Genomic DNA, 18,675 nt, shown 5'->3' with positions numbered 1-18,675 from the left:
GCACCCAAAAGTGAAACGTCAGCCCCCCAAAGTGAAACCACAGCACCCAAAAGTGAAACGTCAGCCCCCCAAAGTGAAACCACAGCACCCAAAAGTGAAACGTCAGCCCCCCAAAGTGAGACCACAACGCCCCAAAGTGAAACGTCAGCCCCACAAAGTGAAACCACAACACCCCAAAGTGAAACGTCAGCCCCACAAAGTGAAACCACAACACCCCAAAGTGAAACCACCTCCACCAAAAAGCCACAACCCCCCCCTCTCCCAAACCCCACCCCCATCTGCTAAAATAAAAGAAAGAGGTGATCTAATGCGACTTGATGAATCAACAGCATACATAAAAAGCATGGAATTAAAAAGAGATCAAATCCCAAGCTACAATCGCTTCCCTTTCAATCTCCCTATCATCCGTAACCTAAATAAGTTCACCTTCCACCCCAATGTGACCTACATTGTAGGGGAAAATGGTATGGGCAAATCTACTTTGCTTGAGGGGATTGCGGTGGCATTAGGGTTTAACCCAGAAGGTGGCACCCGCAACTTTAATTTTTCCAGCTATGATTCTCACTCTGAGCTCGATCATTATTTAAGGGTGGCCAAGGGTGCGATACGCCCTAAAGATGGCTTCTTTTTTCGAGCGGAATCTTTTTATAATGTGGCGACAAATATTGAGGTAATGGACGAAGAAAAGTTAGGTGGCAGACCTATTATTGATTCCTTCGGTGGTCAGTCCCTGCATGAGCAATCACATGGTGAATCTTTTTTTGCGGCGTTTCTTCATCGGTTTTCAGGGGAAGGTATATACATATTGGACGAGCCAGAAGCTGCACTCTCACCGCTTAGGCAACTGTCGATGCTTGCACGCATTCATGAGCTGGTGAATGAGGGAGCACAATTCATAATATCGACACACGCCCCGATCCTCATGGCATATCCTGAGGCAAAATTAATGGAGCTTACAGAGGAAGGCTTTCAAGAAATGGCATTAGAGGAAACAGGGCATTATCGCACAATGAAGCAGTTTTTTGAAAATAAGGATAGGCTGTTGCATCATTTGTTTGAGTAATACCCGGCAAATAGTATCGACTTTTTTACCAGGTAGTTGCTATTTTAGGTCATTTTTCGCTATTCTATAAGAAGGACTCCCTCTTAATAGATGAAAAAGTGCTGTCCTAAAAAAATATAGAAAGTTGCGTTCGTATAATGAAGTCATTATATAAAAGCTTAATAGATTCAACGGGTACAAGGTTTACGTTAATGGTCACAGGCATCCTTTGGCTAAAAACGGTAATCATTTGCTTTTTTGGCTTTGACCTTAGTATCCATTCCGTTTTGGATATTGTCTTAATCCTAACCAGCTCTATTGGTTCATTAGTATTAATTATGGGGTTCAGCTTCTATTTCGGAAAAAAAGTAAAGAGATTTGTGTTGTTCGGGCTATTAGTTATCGCCACAGGTATCCTTTATGGGGATCTACTATACTATCGTTTTTATAATGACTTTGTGACGATGCCCATCCTTTTTCAGTTTGATAATGTTGGAGGATTAGGCCCTAGTATGCTTGAATTAATGAGTCCATGGGATATGTTCTTGTTTATCGATTTAGTTATCGTAGGATGGATTCTGTTTAAAACAAAATCGAACCTTACTGTATCAAAGCCAAGAAAGAAAAAGTATATTGCAGTTGGCTCAACACTTGTAGTGTTGACCATTTGTTTAGGGTTGGTAAAATCTGTACACCTATTTTCGGAGTCATATGACCGGGACCAGATGGTTAAATCATTGGGACCAATCAATTATCATTTATATGATATTGCTTTAGGGATCATATCCCCGCTAGAGAGAGTGGTTGCTACAGAGACAGACGCTGTTGCGTCAAAAGCGTATTTACAACAGAATGATACTGAGCCTACGGAATTATTCGGAATAACAGAAGGGAAAAATGTGGTCGTTATCACATTAGAATCCACTCAAGACTTTGTGATTAATCAAAAAGTAAATGGGCAAGAAATAACGCCATTTCTTAATGATTTAATTGAAGATAGTTTCTATTTTAATCAAATCTATGATCAAACAGGACAGGGAAAAACATCCGATGCTGAATTTCTAATTGATAACAGTCTTTATCCATTAGCTAATGGCTCAGCATTTGTGATGAGACCGGAAAATACTTATTTGAGTCTTCCCCATATATTGAAACAAAACAATGATTATTATGCCGCCTCCTTTCATGGGAATGATCGGACATTTTGGAATCGGGATGATATGTATAAAGCGCTCGGTTATGATAAATTTTTCTCAAAGAGAGATTATAACGTAACAGAAGAGAACTCAATTAACTTCGGACTTAAAGACATTCCTTTTTTTAATCAGTCAGTCGACTATTTAGAAAATGTGCCTGAGCCTTATTATGCGAAATTCCTTACGTTAACGAATCACTTTCCTTTCTTGTTAGAGGAAGAAGATACATTTATCGACCAAGCGGATACAGAGGAAGATGTCGTAAATCGCTATGTAACTACTGTTCGCTATTTGGATAAATCAATCGAGACATTCTTTGAAAAATTGAAAGAAAAAGGCATGTACGAGGATACCGTCTTTGTGCTGGTTGGAGACCACTATGGTATATCACCAAAATATGAAGAGGGTCTGAGTGAATTACTAGATGAAGAGATTAATGTCGTGAATCGGATGAAATACCAACAAGTACCACTAATTATTCACGTACCAGGCCAAGAAGGTAAAACAATTCAGACACGTGGTGGGCAAATCGACATTCGCCCAACCCTTCTTCACCTCCTGGGCATTGAGACAGAAGATCGTTACGCCTTCGGACACAATCTCTTCGCAAGAGAAGGCGATCAACCTGTCATTCTACGAGATGGTAGTTTTATAGTAAAGGATCACATTTATAAGAATAATGTTTGTTACGCAAAAGAAAGCGGGCAGGAAGTAGACGAAAGTATTTGTGAGCCATATTTAGATGAGGTTAGGGAAGAGTTAGAGCTATCAGATAATATTATTTTTGGTGATTTATTGAGGTTTCTGGTTGAGTAGGATTGATAGAAAAGCTGGTAAACCAAAAAAGCAGCACCCAGTTTGGATGCTATCGGTTTCAATACATCTTTAATAAATAGTGGAGAATTTAGAAGGGGCGCCCTTCCTTGATGGGAAAATTGCAAGGAGTGCAGCCCCTTCTATTTCTTTTCCTCCACAATGCTTTGCAAGTCAGTATTTATGATTACACCTAAACTAATTAATAGTTTATCCATTATCCGACTTCGCAGTACATAGACAGAGGCTTTACTATACCCAATTGTTTGGGCTGTTTTCTCAATTGAATGCCTTTTAAAATATCGAGAATTAATAAACTGCTGTTCGATCGGATTCAAATCGTGGACAGCGTTCTCAATAGACTTTTCAATGAGCAACGTTTCATTATATTTTTTGCGAATAGCTACAAGCTTCTCATTATCCAGAAATTGCATAGAGGGCTGATTTTGTTGATCCACGTTCATCAAAAGCTCTAGCTGTTTTTGCAAATTACTATTGGCTACTTTAAAGGTTCTATAGTTCTTCAAATAAAACTCTATTAATTTAACTCGATCTCGCTTTTCATCTTTTGTTAATTCCATTTCCAAACTTTCTCCCCTTTCAAACAGAACGTTTGTTCTATTTAATTGTATCATTATCTGTGCATTAGTGGAAGGATATTTCTTCCAATTAAGTGAAGTCTATAAGTTATTAGTAGAAAAAGTTGAATGTTTCTGTACGAACCTTTGAGGACTTTTAGATTTCTATTATTTAGCAGGCCTTATAATAAGTAATAAGAATATTACTTAAACACATAGGGAGTGAGGGAATGGCTTTAAAAAAATTAGAAAAAGATGACATGAAGAAGCTGGAAGAATACTTGAAAAGCTACAACAGTTATAAGACGGCAATAAACGTAATAAAAAAACAATTAGATTACTTAGTACCAGGATTTGTTTCACAATTTGAATTGGATGAAGAAAATAAAGGTAAGTTCACCCTTCATTCTTTAGGAAAAGACGTAGATAGATTATCCAGCATAAAGGCACTGAATTTATACGAGGAGTTGTTACACTATAACATCATCGTAGCCTCAATTGAGGAGGCAATTGAAGATTTAGAAGAGCTCGAGCGTCAATTTATAACATCTCGATATTTAAAAGGAAAGTCCATTGTGCAAACCTCCTTTGATCTAGGATATAGTGAAAAATATGTATTTATTATTCGAAAGCAAACGCTAACTAAATTATTAATTTCTCTCAAAGGACTTATTTTTTTATAGAGCCTCATATGGCGCACACCTTCACTTTCAACACTTACTGGTGAAGGTGTTTTCTATTTCATTTTGTTACATGGCAAAACTTGACAAGCAAGCAGAGTGTGGTATCTTTTGAGTGGATGAAAGGAGTGGTTTGATGGACAAAAAGTACTTTTATGGTAGTGTCCTTTTCCTAATGCTTATACTATTGCTTGCAGGGTGTGGAGGGAATACGAACGAACAAGCAGAAACAGACTCTGAGAGTAACAATGCTTCACAATCTGAAGAACAAAATACCGACAAAAAAGAAAATAACGGAGGAGATAAGGAGGTTGCCCAATTTACTGAGGCAGAATCTGAAGCTTCCGAGACAGAAAAAGATACGGAGGAGGTCTCCTCTGAGGACACAAATAACCAGGATGCAGACAGCACATCTGAAAGCGAGGAAGAAGATCCTCTTTCAGCGTATTCTGCAAAGCAAATCGAATATGCACGTGTTTGGTTGGAGTTAGGTCCAAACCAGGATATTGATGAATTAAATGTGCACCATATACCTGCTGGATCGTTAATCAATCCTAATGATGAAACAAGTGCTACATATCCGGAAGATGTTATCCAGCTAGCTGGTTCCCGTCTGGTAGATGGCTCTGTAACGTACAGTGGAAATGGCGATGGTACCATTAACGTTTATAATGTGCCATTGCGTTGGGATTCGAGTGATGCTGAGGTGGATGAAGACTTTATGAAAGAATATACAGAGAAAATTATTGAAGAAACAGAATTAGTAAAAATAGATCCAGGTAATGATGAAGAGATTATTAAGCTAATCGACATCATGAAGATCCACAAATAAAGATCTATAAAAAGGGGCGGTCCAATAAAACCGCCCTTTAACTTTCCACAGATTCAAAAATTCACTAGAATACTTGAAGACATCTGTTGTAATACATTCTTCGATCCTCTAATCCGTTATAACCACCGTTAACGCGTAATGTTACAGCTTCGACGGATGGATTCGTATCACATAATGCATTCATATTATTTAATTCCCACCAAAATCCCGCGCTTGACCAAGGATAGTTGGCTGCTAGATAATCAACACCTTGATTGACGATTTCTGGATCCCCGATGTCATTTGAGAAACGAGTATAGTTATAGCGACCGGTTAATTGGATATAACCACCACCTTTAAATTTAGGGCCATCACCGGGTTGAGTGTTACCTAAATCAGTTCGTCCCTCATAGTCCCATCCAGATGCCAGCTCTTTTGTCCATCGACCGGCTCCAGACTCGTGGCTACATTGGCTGATGAAGTGACAGAGTCTAGATCTTGTTGTGATCTGATATCTTTCTAGGCATCGATTTAAATCCTCTAGAATGGTATCAGATAGATACGCACTAGACCATCCAATTTGATTTAGTTGGCTCTCTGTTACATAGGCATTACCATCACCATCTCCTGGCGGCACATCACCACTTCCGTTATCATAAACGAGCAACTCCTGTCCAACCTGAATGAGATCAGGGTTACTAATGTTGTTAAGAGCCATAATCTCATCAAGCGTCATCCCGAATCGTTGCGCAATTCTACCTAAGACATCACCAGGCTGAACGATATAAATAATCGTATCAGGAGTCGATCCGCCATCACCACTTCCATTATCATAAACGAGCAGTTCCTGTCCAACCTGAATGAGATCAGGATTACTAATGTTGTTAAGGGACATGATTTGATCCAAGGTCATGCCAAATTGCTCAGCAATCCTGCCTAAAACATCGCCAGGCTGAACCACATAGACGGTAGTATCAGGGTTAGACCCGCCACTTCCATTACTGTAAACGAGCAGTTCCTGTCCAACTTGTATAAGGTCTGGATTACTAATATTGTTAAGAGCCATGATTTCACTAAGCGTCATGCCGAATTGTTCAGCGATCCTGCCTAAAACATCGCCAGGTTGAACCACATAGACGGTAGTATCAGGGTTAGACCCGCCACTTCCATTACTGTAAACGAGCAGTTCCTGTCCAACTTGTATAAGGTCTGGATTACTAATATTGTTAAGAGCCATAATTTCACTAAGTGTCATGCCAAATTGTTCAGCGATTCTACCTAAAACATCCCCAGGTTGTACAATATAAATAGTTGTGCTTGTAGTTGTAAAAGTTGTCATCATATAAACTCCTTTTTTATTTTTTTTAAAACAGAGAAATTAATCATTGAGTGATTGAGTAATGAAGTTCCACAAAAGGTGCTCGAGACCAACTTGCTAAGAACAGAGCTTGTCTGTTTTCTGTCAATGAAAAATGGGCGGCATATCTTCACCTCCTCGTTTCTTAGTTATCTTCATGAAGATTATGTACTTATCATAAATCGGAGTATCGAGACAAAAATGCCCAAAACGTAAGCTAAAGGTAATGGAATATTATAGCGAGAACTGCAGACTATTAGCGGTATAAAACAGGAGTGCTATAAATGTAAAAGGATTGCCACTTCCACTTCGTTATAAATAAATGCATAACTAAAAAACCCCGAGTTAACGAAACAAAGGGGTTGTCTAATATAAGGCATAAAAACCAATTAATTACCAAAACTAAAAGAGATTATTTCCTATTTAGTGGAGGTATGTGCAAATGGATGGTAGCCAACAGCAATTATTAAAGGAAATAGAAGATAAGCAAACAGAGAACACACATGGCTTTATTGATTATTGGTTTAAACATTCTTCCTTTGATACATGGCAATTTTGGGTGCACGTCATTTTATTAATTGCGCCGCTCGTCATCCTTTACTTTAAAATAGATAGGAAAAGAGCGTTACTACTTGGGTTTTACGGGTTTAATGTACATGTTTGGTTTACTTACATAGATGTATTTGGTGCCAAGTTAGGGTTTTGGAGTTATCCGTATCAAATAATGCCTGTCATAACGGTAAGTTTTGGACTTGACATATCTTTTATTCCTGTAGTGTACATGCTGCTTTATCAGTGGGTTTTAAATCATGATAAGAATTACTATTTGTATCTCACTGGACTGTGCTTATTCATTGGCTTTATTTTTAAACCTTTAATGGTAGCGGTTGGTTTATTTGAGTTAGATAAAGGGGCAAATTACTTTCATATCTTTATCGGCTATATTGTCATTATGCTTATTTCCAAATGGATCACGGATTTATTTATTTACTTTGAAAAGAAACCAAAAGTGTGAGTACTTCCCCTCTTGGCAAATGTAAAAAGCGATCTTTAAAAAGGTCGTTTTTTTGTGTACACAAAAAATTGTCTAGTTACATTTGCTAAAATATTCAGTATAATTAGATATAAAAACTGGGTAAGGAGGGAGAAATATGGCCTCTAGGGAACTTACAGGAAAAGAAAAGTTCAGTGTCATTTACATCATTGAAAACATGAAAGAAAACGAAAAATATGATGAAACGGCAGAAAAAATTCTAATGGCAGCCCCATATGAAGTGCATTCCCTAATATATGAAACACTTTCAGATGCACTAAAAGATGCGATTATGAGGAAATTTTCAGAAGTACATGTCACCGTTCCAAGCTTTGTTGTGTTAAATTTCAATTTAACTGAATTGAAACAAGCGATCAAAGAAATGGAGAAAAAGCATAAGTGGAAGAAGTTTTTTGGCCGAATTGAGGATAATAAATATTTACGGGCGGAACATGATGTGTTGTTTAACTATGAAAATATCACTTACTATTCGAACAATGTAGATGATGCAGTTTCCTATATCCTTAATAACATAGAAGCGTATATAGAAGAGCAATGAGAAGGTTCTATTTGCTATTGTTCCTTTCTTTTATTTTGTGCTTATCAGGCTGCACGCAGGGTGAGGAAGAGCCAGGGGATTATTCAGGTATTGTGAGTGATGGAAGGGCAATGGGGTTTGAGTACATCCTTACTTTAGATAAAGGTAATTTTTCTTGGGAAATTGGTTACAAACGAAATACATCTATCTATAAAGAAAGCGCGGAGAACGAGAAGGATTTAGAAAGCTTTAAGCATGCTGTTGATGATAGTCAATCAGCATTAACAACCCTTATGATAACGGGCACATTTCTATTTATTGTTGTAGTTCTTACGTTTTTTATCTATAAAAAGAATAAAAATATGCTTAAAGGAGCCCGTGCCATTATTGTGATTGTAGTAGGCTTTGCAATCTATCATAGTTTGACAACTTCTGTTGAGTTAAGCAGATCATTACAAGATGCAGAATACTATTATTTACTATTGCTGAAGTAAAATGAAAAAGGAGCACCCATTATGGATGCTACCTCTCAAAGAAATTAATATCTCACAGAATCCAGAACATTAATCAACCCATACCGCACATAATAACCGGTCCCACTAACACTATCAGCAGTATTTTGAATAGCAGCACGAACCTGTGCATTGCTCTTACCCTGACCAGTTAACAATGCCGCTTGACCGGCAACATATGGAGATGCCATGGAAGTCCCTGATAAATAAGCATATCCATTTCCAGGGTAAGTGGAAGCAATATCGACCCCAGGGGCGGAAACATCTACCCATGTTCCGTAATTCGAAAAGCTCGCTTTATTGTTATTTCGATCAACAGCACCAACCGCAATGGCATTCGCATAGGATGCTGGCTGGAATTGCTGTGAAGTACCATCATTTCCTGCAGCCGCTACCACAACAGAACCACTATTCCAAGCATAGTTGACAGCAGACTCTAGTGTTTGCGTGTCACAGGCACAGCCTAGAGAAAGGTTGATCACCTCTGCTCCATTGTCGGCAGCATAACGAATCCCATTGGCAATGTTGGAGAGGGAGCCATTTCCGCTTGCATCCAGCACCCTTACTGCTAAGATGTCGGTGTTCGGCGCCATACCGGCAATTCCTGTTCCGTTATTTGTTTCGGCCGCCGCAATCCCGGCAACGTGGGTGCCATGACCATTCGCATCCGAAGGCGTATAATCACGATCTACAAAGTCATAGCCGCGATTTGTTTTTCCATTTAAATCAGGATGATTATAATCTACCCCCGTATCTAATACGGCAATCTCCTGGGAAGCACTTCCTCTAGCATAATCCCACGCGTGATCTGCCGATGTATTAAATAATCCGTATTGATAAGAGGTGCTGAAATAAGTATCATTTGGTGTCCAAGCTGCTTTCAAAATGTAATTTGGTTCTGCATATTCGACTTTCGCATTACTGTTTAATGTTTTTACAACACTTTCAACATCGCCAACCTCAAGCACGACAAACGGTGACTTCACAACATTTGGACTCGGCTGCACTTTTGCATTTACATCTTTTAGAATTTGCTCTTGGCTGTTTAGGGAAACGCTATCCTTAAATTTAACGATAACCTCGCCTTTATTATAGCTCCCCTTTTCAATGCTTACATTTACAGGGACATTCTCTTTTGCTAATGACGCGTCCTCTTCAGCAAAACTTACCAAAGGAAACACCATTACCAAAAGCATTAACAATATGGAACTAAAAAACTTCTTCTTCATCCTTTTCCCTCCCTTGATTTAACACTCTAACAATATATGGGAGTTCGGATAGGATCATGTGTGCATCCAAGCCCTGGCGCTATTGGGAATAACGGAGGGAAGGACAAATTATTATCGTTATTTTTAGACCTATGTTTTTCCTTTTAAAGGAAAATTTAGCGGGATTTTTGAGGGCGCGGGCATAACAAAACAGCCAGTTGTCATTACTGGCTGTTTTAGAATTTTACGTTATAACATGGTACAGCTCATTTAACGATTTTAGCTGAATCCATTAGCTCGCTTTCCTCTTAGACACCACAACCTTCAAAAGTACCGACCCCATATGAAGAATCAATGCGACGCTCAAAAAAGCAGTGATTACATTAAACTGATAGCTTTGGTGAATGTGCACGTAATCTTCTATTGGCTTCAAGAATGCTGCAACCGATTCCCCGCCGCCATTTAGCTTAAAAATATGCCAGTCTTCATAATCACCAATTGAAAAAAATGCCAGCTGTATGATGATAAATATACAAAGGTGGAGACCCAGACCTAGCAATCTCTTATGATTTTTCCAAAGATGCATCACTCTTCCGTTTTCTTGTAACATTTCATTCCCTCACTTTAAAACTCTTTTCGTTTGTATAAAACTACGGACAAAATATAGGAAATCACAAATAGGATTGCTGCAATCAGTACAAGGCTAATGGAAAAAATGCGATCATACCCTGCTCCTGTTCCAATTAGACGTGGGAGCACAGAGGAAACCAAGAAGAAGACCGCGATTCCAAACCCCCCGCTCATAAGGGTGATGGTATCGGATTTTTCCGCTCCTAGCATGTAGGTCAGGAAGAAGGTAGCTGCTGCAATACATAGTACAATCCCTATGCCACGTAAGGTGAAATTTACGAATGTAGCATCCAAGGATGGAGCGATCGCGAAATCTGCCACCGTAAATAAGACCACCAGTAATGCAGCACTCGCTACCAGTAAAATCAAAAACGTTAAGTACTTGCTTCGAATGATCTTCTCCCTGCTGACAGGTAAGGTTACCTCGAATTTATCCCATCCAGACAAGCGATCATGCTTTAATACCTCTAATGCATTGATAGGAATTAATAAAAATGGTAAAAACGTAGCTGCCCGAAGACCGAGGGGGTTTTGCGCTAGTAAAAGCAATGCAACAGCTGCGATGGAAATGATAAATGACTGTCTAATCCCCTTCTCCATCGAATAGAAATTATTTAACAATAGCCCTCTCATGGTTTTCCCCTTTCATTAAAAGCATGGTAATAGCATCAATTGAAAAGTCCGTTTGATGTAGTTCTATAGGAAGACTAGCTTTATCCGCAACAAGCGCCTCGGTAACATCACCCATGTCTCGATGTGCGATCACGTTATGAAGCTTCGCAATCTCACTCGATTTGCCCTGCACAATAGCATAGTTTTCCAATAAATCTTTTTTACTGACGCGTAGAAGGATCCTGCCCTTCTTAATAAATACAAGGTAGTCGGCGATTTTTTCAATGTCTGTCGTGATGTGGGAGGATAAGAGGATGGAATGCTCTCTGTCTTTAACAAAATCCAAAAATACGTCCAGCATCTCATCCCTTGCTACAGGGTCTAATCCTGCTGTGGCCTCGTCTAATATAAGAAGCTTGGAATCGTGGGAAAATGCGACCGCCAAAGCCAGCTTCATCGTCATGCCACGGGAAAAGTCCTTAATTTTCTTCTTCTTTGGTAAAGAGAAATGGTGCACATAATGAAAGAATGTTGCTTCCTCCCACTGCTGGTAAATGTTAGACAGGACGTTGGAAAGTTTTCCAACAACAAGGTCTTTTGAGAAATTCATATGATCAAACACGACACCAATCTGTTCTTTCTTCGCGTCATCTAAGCTGTCGACTTCTTCACCAAATAGCTTTATCTGTCCACTATCTTTCCTAAGTAAGCCCAATATTGTTTCCATTGTCGTCGTCTTCCCAGCTCCATTTTCCCCAATAAACCCGACAATAGAGCCTGAGGGAATAGAAAAAGAAACATCCTTTAAGCCAAAATCAGAATTTGCATAGGCTTTATGTAATCCGTTAACTTCCAAGATATTTTCCAACATAATCTCCCCTTTGTAGTAGAGAGGAGAGCATAACCAAAAGCAGTTAAGCTCCCACTACAAATTTTTACATCTTAATCGAAACACGTCTCGTCATCAGACGGATAAAATAAAACAGGCCAAGTACGATAATGACGATGAGAGCAAAGGATGTAGCTTCCGGTAATTCAGCAAGGAACGCATAGCGATTAGGAACATGCAGGTTTAGCACGGATCGAAGCAGGACATTTTCCACTGTCAAAAGAACAATCGAAATGGCAATAACCCCTAAGCCGGCAATCACAGAAAATCGGTAAAATGCTGCGCTAATAAACCAACCAGCCAAATAATATACTAAAATCTTTAAGCTATAGCTCAAGATGGATAATACCCAATTACTCTCAATATCTACAAATGGTGTAATAATGAGAAACTGTATAATATCTCCGATTATGTTATCTTCGTCTGCAAAAAAGTCCATATTTGGCTCTCGAAATGAAAAACTCGTTAGATTCTCCACCACAAATTCTGTTAAAGCTGAAATTCCCCATACAATAAATGGGAGCGTAACCGCCAAACCTATCAGGGCAAGGGATGCGCCTTTAAAGTAATCCTTTCTTGTTACGCCATTCCCAACATAATGAGGGAGAAATTGTGTGGCGATAATTCCGATAATAAATACGAAAAAGGATGCTACGATAAAAAAGGAATTATAGAAATTATCCTGGCCATTTTCCTGGAAATAGAGGAACAACCTCACAAGACCTATGACTAGCATGACGCCCATCACACCAAAAGACCAGGCCATTTGCACAATGAACATATCCTTCATTACTTTTAGATAGCTGTTGTTTTTCATTCGGTTTCCTCCTCGGTTAAATGGACAAATAGTTCATGAAGTGAAAGTGGGGAGATTTCCAACCCTTTAGCAAGTGCCGCCTGCTTTTCCTCTTCACGTAAGGCCCCGTATACCATCACCGATTTCGTACCACCTAATTTGGTTTCATGAATTGTGTCCATGTTTTTTGTGAAATCATCGACGATATCAGCGCTTCCTGTGATAGATGCACCTTTTGCAAGAAGCGTATCGTATTCTTCGTGAAGCAATAACCGTCCTTTATTTAATAACAGTACGTCATCAAAGAGGTAATCCATTTCGGAAACAAGATGTGTCGAGAGAATCATCACCCTTGGATGCTCCTGTTGATCCGCCAATACTTCTTTATAAAAGATTTCCCGTGATGGGGCATCCATGCCGAGGTAAACCTCATCAAAGATGGTGATAGGTGTTCTTCCCGCGAGTCCAATAATGACATTCAGAGCAGACTGCATGCCTTTGGAGAAATTTTTGACAGGTTTGTCTGTTGGAAGCTTGAATCTCCCAACAAGTTCTTCGGCATAAACCATATCAAAATGGGGCCGATAATGCTCTATGTCTTTTAATACTGCCATCACTTTATCGGTTTCACCCGAATAATCTTTATCATATAAAAAGGCAATCTGCTGCATAATCTCCGTATTTTCAAATGGAGCTTCCCCGTTAATGGTAAGCGAACCGCTGGATTGTTCCGTAAAGGATGCAAGGATGGATAATAGACTTGTTTTTCCAGCGCCATTTCTGCCGAGTAACCCATAAATCTTCTTTTCCGTTAAGTCAAAACTCACATCATGAAGCGCAATATGGTTCCGATAGTGTAAGCTTACGTTTTTCGCTTTAATGGCCATGTTGATCCCTGCCTTTTACTTTTTTAATCAACTGAATGATCTCATTTTCCTCAATTTCCAGTTTGTCAGCTTCCTGAACGAGTTTAACTACATAGTCTTCCATAAAGGATTGCTTACGCTTTTCCTTCAGTTTTTCCTTTGCCCCGACGGCAACGAACATCCCAATCCCTCTCTTCTTATAAAGGATCCCTTCCTCCACCAGCGGGTTAATCCCTTTTGACACGGTGGCATGGTTAATCTTATAAAAATCAACCAACTGATTTGTGGAAGGTGCCTGTTCCTCTTCTTTAAGCTGGTTATTTAAAATCTGGTCTTCCAGTCTTTCACGTACCTGGACATATATCGGCTTATCTTGCGTAAATGCACCTCTCATGTTATCTACCACAACCCTTTTACTTGTTATATACTAATATGGTTATATAGTTATGTATATAACCATAACAGGTAAAAATTTTTAAGTCAATATGGAGTGTGAAAAATGGGCGTAGGCATGAAAAAGCCACACGTGGCCTAATAGGTTACGTGTGGCGATAAGAGAAAGCTTATTTAACTTGTGGGTTTAGGCGTTTTTGAGCAGATCTACGGTGAGGGCTAATTGGAATATGGGGCATAGCCTTTCCCAGCCCATACTGCGGCATGTTTCCATAAACAGATTCGTAGTTCCCTTGCTTCACTACGAAGGTTTCATGGTAGATGCCGACAGCGGGATTGTCCCCTACTTTTTTGTTGAAGTTCTTCCAAGCTTTTAAGTGATTGCTCCCTTTCGCATAGGCAAGTAAGTCTTCGGTGGACCGCCAGTATTGGATCATAACCGTAGTACGAAGTCCAAAAAAGCTCTCCATCGATAAAAAGCCAAGCTCCTTTTGATTGGTGTAAAGCTCTCGTATCAATGGTGGCATGGCGGTAAAAATAAAGAGAAACGGTGGGTACAATAAAGGATTTGTAATCCTTTTCTGGTTATTTACATCAACAGCCATTACTATATAAGAATAGGTGTTACTATAAATAACTCATGCAAATTGGTTGATTTTGTTTTACTTGTAGATCCCCCGGTAAGGCCATACAAGGTGATAATAAAACCATATAAGTCTATAGTGACTAATATCTCCTTTTGAGTGCTTATAAAAATAAGATGCCTAATGAAACCCTAAGATAGACTTTTCAGTTGCTTTAGACAATGAGCGCTTGAAAATGATTACACCTAAAAGCAGTGAGATTAGGCCAGGAATGATTAAGTAAAGATAGTCACTTAAAGAGAATGCCACTATACTTGATTTATTTACCATAACATCCTGTAAAAGGTTCAATCCCCATACAGGCGGTATGAGTTTAAATAAAGGATTGGCTTCAGCAGGGATGAACATCAAACCAAGAAGTATAAATTGAAATATTTGTAAATAGGTACCCATCTTTTTGTAAAGCAATACTCCTCCAGCTAAAGCGTATCCTAGTCCCCAAAAATTTAAAGATATAAATATAGTTAGAAATAGAATGGAAAAGAGATTTTGGAAATCAAGAAACGTTTGGGTTACCAACATCATTAGTAGTAATAATAAAATAATTTGAATTAAATCAATCAGAAGCATAGCAAACGATTTAAATGTGATTACTGAGAGAAAAGAGTATCGTGATAAGTAGAGTTGTTCGATTGTACCAATTCGGGTTTCTTCTTCAATTGAATCTGTAATGTTTTGATATATAGATAAGGCTAAAATCCAGATAGTAAAACTAAGAATGAGGCTTTCCTTTGAGTCATCACCCAAATTAAAGCCAACCACGCCAGAATATCCATAAAATATAAGTAGAAATACGAGAAAAATAGTTATTCCCCCGCCAATTGTATTAGCCAAATACCTTTTAGCTATAATAGCTTCTTTCTTTATGTATGCTTTTAACAACATTAACATCGTTGAACCATCCCCTGTTATTTAATCATTTCTAAAAACAAGTCTTCAAATTCAAGTTGCCCATAATTAAATTCTATTATTTCTCCTTGATCCTTGCATAAATTCAATACATCCATAAATTGGGAAAGACTGTCGAAGGAAATATTAATTGTCTCTTTCTCATATCCGTAAGAAATTTTATGTTCATTTAGTTCCTTATCGAGTCCACCTAAATTTTTCACCTTAATCGTTCCTGATTTTGTATCAATTATATTCTTAAATTCATCCGTGTCCTTCTCGGTGATTAATTTCCCCTTCTGAATCACCATGATTTTATTACAAACCTTCTCCACAAATCTCATGTCGTGGGAGGTGATGAGCAAGGATTTATTCATTTCGCTGGGTATTTTTGGAAGTAAAACTTCTAAATCCCTTAAAGTGGAAACATCCAATCCTAATGTCGGCTCGTCTAGAAGAATAATTTGGGAATCCTCAAGTAGAGCTATTAGAATAGATAATTTCTGTTGCATACCTCTAGAGAGGTTTTGAACTAACTCATTTACCTTAGAGATTAACTGAAATTCTTGTAATAATTCTTCAATCTTTTCTCTTTTAGTTTTGTAGTCAGTTCCTTTTAATGTCAAGAGAAATTCAATATTTTCTTTAACTGTTAGTTTCCAATAAAGATTTCTATTCCCTTCCATAATACAGGAGATAATTGGGTTCTTTTTCTTATTAACTTTTCCATTTATGTAAATTTCACCATTGGTTGGATAAGTTAAAGTCGCTATTAATTTAATGATAGTAGTTTTACCAGCACCATTAGGCCCAAGTAAACCAACAATATCATTTGAATCTATACTAAAGCTCAAGTCATTTATTGCTGTAATGTTTTTATATTTTTTTGTGACATGGTTAAACTTTATAATCTGCTCCATTTTATCTTCATCCTATCTGTTTAACTTTATAACTAGATATACGCTTAGCGTAAGACTCCAGATATCTTTTCCAGCCTGTTACTGGTAAGTCGTCAAGTGTGACAACTGCATTTTTTAAATATTTTTCTGCTTCACTAATCATATAAGCAACAACTTCATCATCCTCTTCTAATAGAGATTCAGTTGGATGCTTTTGATAAAAATGGTAGGAATATATATTAAATCCGCCCTCATTAAAGTCTTCTTCATAATCCAGTAAATCATCTAGATACTGTCTGCCGATAGCAAAGAAATCATGCGAAAGATTTAATTTATCAAGGGTATCTTCTTTTACAGTATGATCAAATAAACTATACACCTGAAGAGCGGATTTCGCATAAATGTATTTGTTCATACAGTACTCCTTGATAATAGACTCCTTATAAGTCTGGTTATAATTAAGAACATATTTTTCGTTTAGCATGCTTACATCATTATGTATTTGATTAACTTCTATTAAGTTCATTATGTCTTCATGCTTACCAATTAAGTCTTTCATAGAATACGCTGCTTCCTGATACAAACGAACCAATACAATCATTTCATATGAGTTACGAATCTTGTTAGAGTCGTAAATCTGATCTAACAAAAAAAGGCTCAGAAAATGAAAGTGAGAAAATTTAAGTAGTTTTTCTAAGTATGTTTCTTCCAACTGAATAACTTCTCTAAAAAATAATGGGTAGTAAGAATACATACTCAGGCCTAAGAAATGTTCACCATCTTTATAAAAATGTCCAAAACGGCTACTCGCAAACCTTTCATTTTCTGACATTAGGATGTCTGTATACTTTTTAAAAGTAGGTGTAGATAACCTTAAATAAGATTGAACTTTTTCTTTCTCCATAACACACCTCCAATAATATTTTGAAAAATAGTTATATTTAAATTGTATAAATTTATTAGAATTGTGTCAAATTGGTTGATTTTTGGATGATATTATCTAATAATGTATAAAAAAGGGGGGGAAATAGTACGTGACAAATAGTCCTATAAAACAAATTTTAACTCCACAGGATAAAAAAAGTGTCTATGAAGTTGACTTGCATAAAAAAATATACCAAATGATGGGCTTGGAAAGCGTCGATCTAAGCAATATTAGACCGGAAAAAATCGACCTCAAGAAGAATTTTTGGAATCTTTACATAATGATAATTAAGATTAATAACGTAAAACACAGGTTTCTGGTAGATACTGCGTCTCAAATTTCCTTGATCAAGATGAAAAAAAATGTAATCCTTCAGGAATTACAGTTAGATAAAAGATTAAAATTGAATGGGTTTGGAAAAGTAACGAACTTATTAAAGGCTGTGGTCGTTGATGATTTTAAGTTTGGAACAAACCAAGCCAAAAATGTCCTTCTATTTATCAAAGAGGAAAATAATATGCTGTTTAACATGTTACGGATTGATGGAATATTGGGCTGGGATTTATTAAGTAAAATAGATTTTTCGATTCAAGAAGCAGAAAATAGCTTTACAATTTTTGATGAAGAGATGGCAAAAAAGTTTCAAAAAATACCAAGCAGTCACTTGTTTTCCTCAATGATTCCAATTATTTTTAATTCTAATAAAACAAGGATTGTAGGAATTGATTTGGGTGCAAACAAAACATGGATATCCGAAAAGTCCTCTATCTTAGTTGGAAATCCACTTTTAACAGAAAGAAAAACATACTCTATTGGTGTAAATGGTATTAACGTGGATAAAAAAGGGATTCTGACGGAATACGAGCTCAAATTACCAAATATAACACAAAACTTTAAAAAACTATCGATATCAAGTACAGAGTTTGTACCAAATACGAAAATAGATTTAATGGTTGGTACAGAGATATGTAAAGGAAAAGAAGTAGTCTTTTATAATAGTAAAAATAAATTTTTCGTAAATTCAAAATAAAGTATTTACAAATTTTAATATAAATGGTAATATTCTGTTATATTTTGAAAAGGGGGGTGAAGTAAATGAAAAAAGATGCAAAACTTGTAGAAGTTGTAGAAGAGTCCAATGTGGAGCTTTCCTCTAATCCACGTATTACAATCTCTTGGTAACATAGGCTTATAATTATTTTTGGCTATCATACTTAAAAGAGGCGGGGACAACTAAATTATCTATGCTTAAATACAAATGATAAGTTTTAGCCCCGCTTCGGCAGAACACTCCGCTTTCCACGGCCTCAGTCTCCTCGTGAAAAAAGGCACGACTGCGGGGTCTTCGAACTCGTGCTGTTCCCG

General features: G+C 37.6%; 21 protein-coding genes. 8 read left to right on the top strand and 13 right to left on the bottom strand.

All coding sequences use genetic code 11. The features are described from left to right. The first annotated feature begins 307 nt into the window (after nucleotides 1-307). Entirely contained in the window at nucleotides 308-1,063 is a 756-nt protein-coding gene (locus tag LG273_RS18925) for an AAA family ATPase (RefSeq protein WP_404459599.1), read from the top strand. 137 nt (nucleotides 1,064-1,200) lie between these two features. Then, on the top strand, nucleotides 1,201-3,054 hold the full coding sequence (locus LG273_RS18920) for an LTA synthase family protein (RefSeq protein ID WP_404456784.1): 1,854 nt from the start codon (nucleotides 1,201-1,203) through the stop codon (nucleotides 3,052-3,054). Between the two features lie 140 nt (nucleotides 3,055-3,194). Here the strand turns inward: LG273_RS18920 and LG273_RS18915 are convergent, their stop codons facing one another. After that, nucleotides 3,195-3,632 (bottom strand): hypothetical protein, encoded by a 438-nt coding sequence (locus LG273_RS18915; protein WP_404456781.1) that lies wholly within the window; start codon nucleotides 3,630-3,632, stop codon nucleotides 3,195-3,197. A gap of 227 nt (nucleotides 3,633-3,859) precedes the next feature. On the opposite strand from LG273_RS18915, the gene LG273_RS18910 reads away from it, so the two are divergent. Both LG273_RS18910 and LG273_RS18905 read left to right on the top strand, forming a co-directional pair. Beyond that, nucleotides 3,860-4,312, top strand: a complete 453-nt coding sequence (locus LG273_RS18910) for a hypothetical protein (protein WP_404456778.1) — start codon at nucleotides 3,860-3,862, stop codon at nucleotides 4,310-4,312. Nucleotides 4,313-4,445: 133 nt separating this feature from the next. Beyond that, nucleotides 4,446-5,141, top strand: a complete 696-nt coding sequence (locus LG273_RS18905; RefSeq protein ID WP_404456775.1) for a hypothetical protein — start codon at nucleotides 4,446-4,448, stop codon at nucleotides 5,139-5,141. A gap of 64 nt (nucleotides 5,142-5,205) precedes the next feature. Here LG273_RS18905 and LG273_RS18900 read toward each other — a convergent pair whose 3' ends face one another. After that, nucleotides 5,206-6,459 (bottom strand): LysM peptidoglycan-binding domain-containing protein, encoded by a 1,254-nt coding sequence (locus tag LG273_RS18900; RefSeq protein WP_404456772.1) that lies wholly within the window; start codon nucleotides 6,457-6,459, stop codon nucleotides 5,206-5,208. A gap of 460 nt (nucleotides 6,460-6,919) precedes the next feature. On the opposite strand from LG273_RS18900, the gene LG273_RS18895 reads away from it, so the two are divergent. The 3 genes from LG273_RS18895 (at nucleotide 6,920) to LG273_RS18885 (ending at nucleotide 8,542) form a co-directional block, all read left to right on the top strand. Further along, nucleotides 6,920-7,492, top strand: a complete 573-nt coding sequence (locus LG273_RS18895; RefSeq protein WP_404456769.1) for a CBO0543 family protein — start codon at nucleotides 6,920-6,922, stop codon at nucleotides 7,490-7,492. Nucleotides 7,493-7,628: 136 nt separating this feature from the next. Next, nucleotides 7,629-8,069 (top strand): hypothetical protein, encoded by a 441-nt coding sequence (locus LG273_RS18890; protein WP_404456766.1) that lies wholly within the window; start codon nucleotides 7,629-7,631, stop codon nucleotides 8,067-8,069. Further along, entirely contained in the window at nucleotides 8,066-8,542 is a 477-nt protein-coding gene (locus LG273_RS18885; RefSeq protein WP_404456763.1) for a hypothetical protein, read from the top strand. The genes LG273_RS18890 and LG273_RS18885 overlap by 4 nt, the downstream gene beginning before the upstream one ends. A 44-nt stretch (nucleotides 8,543-8,586) precedes the next feature. On the opposite strand, the gene LG273_RS18880 is transcribed toward LG273_RS18885, so the two are convergent. The 11 genes from LG273_RS18880 to LG273_RS18830 form a co-directional block, all read right to left on the bottom strand. Beyond that, nucleotides 8,587-9,789 carry a S8 family peptidase gene (locus LG273_RS18880; protein ID WP_404456761.1) on the bottom strand — a complete coding sequence of 401 codons (1,203 nt, stop codon included), beginning with the start codon at nucleotides 9,787-9,789 and terminating at the stop codon, nucleotides 8,587-8,589. Between the two features lie 271 nt (nucleotides 9,790-10,060). After that, nucleotides 10,061-10,378: a hypothetical protein gene (locus tag LG273_RS18875; RefSeq protein WP_404456759.1), complete on the bottom strand. Its 318-nt coding sequence runs from the start codon at nucleotides 10,376-10,378 to the stop codon at nucleotides 10,061-10,063. Nucleotides 10,379-10,392: 14 nt separating this feature from the next. Further along, nucleotides 10,393-11,031, bottom strand: coding sequence for an ABC-2 transporter permease (locus LG273_RS18870; protein WP_404456756.1), 639 nt, complete (start codon nucleotides 11,029-11,031; stop codon nucleotides 10,393-10,395). Then, nucleotides 11,009-11,881, bottom strand: coding sequence for an ABC transporter ATP-binding protein (locus tag LG273_RS18865; RefSeq protein WP_404456753.1), 873 nt, complete (start codon nucleotides 11,879-11,881; stop codon nucleotides 11,009-11,011). The genes LG273_RS18870 and LG273_RS18865 overlap by 23 nt, the downstream gene beginning before the upstream one ends. A gap of 64 nt (nucleotides 11,882-11,945) precedes the next feature. Further along, on the bottom strand, nucleotides 11,946-12,716 hold the full coding sequence (locus LG273_RS18860) for a hypothetical protein (RefSeq protein WP_404456751.1): 771 nt from the start codon (nucleotides 12,714-12,716) through the stop codon (nucleotides 11,946-11,948). Next, nucleotides 12,713-13,582: an ATP-binding cassette domain-containing protein gene (locus tag LG273_RS18855; RefSeq protein WP_404456749.1), complete on the bottom strand. Its 870-nt coding sequence runs from the start codon at nucleotides 13,580-13,582 to the stop codon at nucleotides 12,713-12,715. The genes LG273_RS18860 and LG273_RS18855 overlap by 4 nt, the downstream gene beginning before the upstream one ends. Then, nucleotides 13,572-13,955 (bottom strand): GntR family transcriptional regulator, encoded by a 384-nt coding sequence (locus LG273_RS18850; RefSeq protein WP_404456746.1) that lies wholly within the window; start codon nucleotides 13,953-13,955, stop codon nucleotides 13,572-13,574. The genes LG273_RS18855 and LG273_RS18850 overlap by 11 nt, the downstream gene beginning before the upstream one ends. A gap of 169 nt (nucleotides 13,956-14,124) precedes the next feature. Continuing rightward, nucleotides 14,125-14,559 (bottom strand): DUF4188 domain-containing protein, encoded by a 435-nt coding sequence (locus LG273_RS18845; protein ID WP_404456743.1) that lies wholly within the window; start codon nucleotides 14,557-14,559, stop codon nucleotides 14,125-14,127. 159 nt (nucleotides 14,560-14,718) lie between these two features. Then, nucleotides 14,719-15,489: an ABC transporter permease gene (locus LG273_RS18840; protein ID WP_404456740.1), complete on the bottom strand. Its 771-nt coding sequence runs from the start codon at nucleotides 15,487-15,489 to the stop codon at nucleotides 14,719-14,721. Nucleotides 15,490-15,506: 17 nt separating this feature from the next. Then, nucleotides 15,507-16,406: an ABC transporter ATP-binding protein gene (locus LG273_RS18835; RefSeq protein ID WP_404456737.1), complete on the bottom strand. Its 900-nt coding sequence runs from the start codon at nucleotides 16,404-16,406 to the stop codon at nucleotides 15,507-15,509. Nucleotides 16,407-16,413: 7 nt separating this feature from the next. Continuing rightward, a complete protein-coding gene (locus LG273_RS18830) occupies nucleotides 16,414-17,289 on the bottom strand; it encodes a hypothetical protein (protein WP_404456735.1) in 876 nt (291 codons plus the stop codon). Between the two features lie 130 nt (nucleotides 17,290-17,419). On the opposite strand from LG273_RS18830, the gene LG273_RS18825 reads away from it, so the two are divergent. Beyond that, nucleotides 17,420-18,340, top strand: a complete 921-nt coding sequence (locus LG273_RS18825) for a retropepsin-like aspartic protease (protein WP_404456732.1) — start codon at nucleotides 17,420-17,422, stop codon at nucleotides 18,338-18,340. Nucleotides 18,341-18,675: the final 335 nt, after the last annotated feature.

It is taken from the genome of Oceanobacillus kapialis (genome assembly GCF_044790185.1).
Classification (GTDB): Bacteria; Bacillota; Bacilli; order Bacillales; family Amphibacillaceae; genus Oceanobacillus_B; species Oceanobacillus_B kapialis.
The sequence above is the reverse complement of the archived record's forward strand: the minus strand, read 5'-3'. Positions and strand labels throughout refer to the sequence as shown.